1 protein-coding gene is annotated in these 3617 nt (G+C 73.0%); it reads left to right on the top strand.

Annotation, left to right across the window (positions count from 1 at the left end; all coding sequences use genetic code 11):
- Positions 1-3617: SDR family NAD(P)-dependent oxidoreductase (locus ACH4ZA_RS39800; protein WP_398433884.1), on the top strand; the 3617-nt coding region annotated here is incomplete at both ends.

Here is a 3617-nt window from a genome sequence, read left to right as displayed (position 1 = left end):
TTGGACGGGACCGGGGGGCTGGGCGATGTCCTGCCGGCGTTGTCGGCCTGGCGTCGGGGACGGCAGGGCCGGGCGAAGCTGGACAGCTGGCGTTACCGGGTGGTGTGGCGGCCCCACCGGCTCGCCGAAGGGGCTGCGCTCGACGGGACCTGGCTCCTCGTCATCCCCGAAGACCATGTCGGGTCGCCGCTGGCCGCGGCCGTCGCCGACGCCCTGAGCGAGGCGGGCGCGACCACCGTGCCCTTCGCGATGGCCGCCGACGAGCTGGACCGCGCCCGCGTCGCCGCGCGCCTCACCGCCACCGTGGCCGGGACCGACGCCGGGACCGACACCGACTCCGTGCGGGGCGTCGTGTCCCTGCTGGCCCTCGACGAGCGTCTCGCCCCGGATCACTCGGGTGCGACCGTCGGCCTGATGTCCTCGCTGGTCCTGGTCCAGGGCATGCTGGACGCCGGCATCCAGGCCAGGACGTGGTTCCTGACCAGCGAAGCCGTCAGCACCGGTGACGGGGACACGGTCAGCCACCCGATACAGGGCGCGCTCTGGGGATTCGGCCGGGTGGTCGCCCTGGAGCAGCCGCGGCGCTGGGGAGGCCTCGTCGACCTCCCCTCCGCACCCGACCCCGACGCCGCCCGCGGCCTGGTCGCCGTCCTCGCCTCAGGGGACGACGAGGACCAGATCGCCCTGCGCGGATCGGCTGCCCACATCCGACGGCTCGTCCGCACCCCCCTGTCCGGCCGAAGCGCATCGCGTCCCTGGAGCACCAGCGGCGGCGCGCTGATCACCGGAGGCACCGGCGGTCTCGGCGCCCACACGGCTCGACTGCTCGCCCGCAAGGGCGCCGAGCACCTGGTGCTGACGAGCCGTCACGGCGACCAGGCGCCGGGCGCGGAGGCGCTGCGGCAGGAACTGACCGAGCTGGGCTGCCGGGTGACCATCGCCGCGTGCGACGTCGCCGACCGGGAAGCGCTGCACCGTCTCGTCGAGCAGGTGGAGTCCGGCGGCACCCCGATCCGCACCGTCGTGCACACCGCGGGCGTCGGCATGCTCGCCTCCCTCGCCGACACCGACCTCGAGTTCTTCGCCGAGGGCGCCCGCGCCAAGCTGCTCGGAGCCGTCAACCTCGACGAACTCTTCGACCACGACCGGCTGGACGCCTTCGTCCTGTACTCCTCCGTCGCCGGCACCTGGGGCAGCGGCGACCACGGCGCCTACTCGGCCTCCAACGCCTACGTCGACGCTCTCGCCGACCATCGCAGAGCGCGCGGGCTGACCGGCACGTCCCTCGCCTGGGGCATCTGGAGCCCGGAGGGCGGAGGCATGGCCGTCAACGTCGTCCGGGAGCAACTGCGCTGGCGCGGCATCCCCTTCATGGACGCCGAGCTCGCCGTCGCAGGCCTCGAGCAGGCACTCGATCACGACGAGACCTTCCTCGCCGTCGCCGACATCGACTGGGAGCGCTTCGTCCCCGTCTTCACGGCCGCACACTCCCGCCCGCTGCTGCACGAGGTTCCCGAGGTGGCGGCCGCGATGCGGGCCGACGAGGCCGTTCTCGACCGCGCCTCGGAACGCGGCGGCGGCCTGCGTGCGGAACTCGCAGGCCAGAGCTCCGCCGAACGCGACCGGACGCTGACCGACCTGGTCCGCACCCAGGTCGCCGCAGTCCTCGGCCACGCGGACGGCAGCGACATCGCCGCCACACGTGCGTTCCGCGAACTCGGCTTCGACTCCCTCACCGCGGTCGAACTGCGCAACCGGCTCAACGAGGCGACCGGCCTCACGCTGCCCGCCGCGATCGCCTTCGACCACCCCAATATCCGCGACCTCGCGCGGCAGCTGCGCGGACAGCTCGTCGACGACTCCGCCGAGCAGCCGTCCACCACGCTGCCGGCCGTTCCGGCGGCCCGCCCGGCCGGTGAGGACGAACCGATCGCCATCGTCTCCATGGGCTGCCGCTTCCCCGGCGGGGCCCACTCACCGGACGACTTCTGGCGACTCGTCCTCGACGAGACCGACGCCATCTCGTCCCTGCCCGCCGACCGCGGCTGGGACGTGGAGAACCTGTACGACCCCGATCCGGACCGAGCGGGCACCACCTACGCCCGCGACGGCGGATTCCTGCACGACGCGGCCGAGTTCGACGCGGCCTTCTTCGGGATCTCGCCGCGTGAGGCGACCGCGATGGACCCGCAGCAGCGACTGCTGCTGGAGACCGCCTGGGAGACCCTGGAGCGGGCCGGCATCGCGCCCGACAGCCTGCGCGGCAGCGACACCGGGGTCTTCGTCGGCGTGTCCCACCAGGGCTACGGAGCGAGCGGGGAAGTGCCGGAGGGGCTCGAAGGGCACCTCATCACCGGCACCGTCACCAGCATCGCCTCCGGCCGTATCTCTTACACACTGGGCCTCGAAGGGCCGGCCGTGACGATGGACACCGGATGCTCGTCCGCGCTCGTCGCCATGCACCAGGCCATGCGTTCGCTTCGTTCGGGCGAGTGCTCCCTCGCACTGACCGGCGGCGCCGCCGTCATGGGCGAGCCGATCGGCCTGGTCGGCTTCAGCCGTCAGCGCGGCCTGGCCGTCGACGGCCGCTGCAAGGCGTTCGGCGCCGAAGCCGACGGCATGGGTATGGCCGAGGGTGTGGGTGTGCTGCTGCTGGAGCGGTTGTCGGACGCGCAGGCGCAGGGTCATCAGGTGCTGGCGGTGGTGCGGGGTTCGGCGATCAACCAGGACGGTGCGTCGAACGGGTTGACGGCGCCGAGCGGTCTTGCGCAGCAGCGGGTGATCCGTGCGGCGCTGGCGGACGCGGGTCTGTCGGCGGCGGACGTGGACGTGGTGGAGGCGCACGGCACGGGGACGAGGCTCGGCGACCCGATCGAGGCGCAGGCGCTGCTGGCGACCTACGGTCAGGAACGCGACGGCGACCGCCCGCTGTGGCTCGGGTCCGTGAAGTCCAACATCGGTCACACGCAGGCCGCTTCGGGCATGGCAGGGATCATCAAGATGGTGCAGGCCATGCGTCACGCCACCCTGCCCAAGTCCCTGCACGCCGAGGAGGTCTCCCCGATCGTCGACTGGTCGGCTGGACGGGTCGAGATCCTCGCGCAGAGCCGCCCCTGGGAACGGAACGGCAGGCCCCGCCGGGCCGGTGTCTCCTCCTTCGGAGTCAGCGGCACCAACGCCCACGTCATCCTCGAAGAGCCCGAGCCGCCGATCGCCGTGGAGGAGCCCGCAGCGCTCGCCGCCGGCCCGTCCCGCACGGTCGTGCCGTGGCTGCTGTCCGCACGCTCGGACACCGCGCTGCGCGCCCAGGCCGAGCGGCTGCTGACCCGTCTCGAGAGTTCGAACACCGACCCCGTCGACATCGCGTACTCCCTCCTGACCGGCCGTGCCGCGCTGGAGCAGCGTGCCGTCGTCGTCGGCGCGGACCGCGACGCCCTCGTCGCCTCACTGCGCGGTCTGACCGGCACGACGTCCGGCTCCGCCGTCGCGAGGGGCGCCGCCCGGCGTGCGGGCGACACCGTTGATCCGGTGTTCGTGTTTCCGGGTCAGGGTGGGCAGTGGGTGGGGATGGCGGTGGAGTTGTTGGATGTGTCGCCGGTGTTCGCTGCGCGGTTCGC

The organism is Streptomyces sp. NPDC020597, assembly GCF_044335095.1.
Classification (GTDB): Bacteria; Actinomycetota; Actinomycetes; order Streptomycetales; family Streptomycetaceae; genus Streptomyces.
The sequence above is the reverse complement of the archived record's forward strand: the minus strand, read 5'-3'. Positions and strand labels throughout refer to the sequence as shown.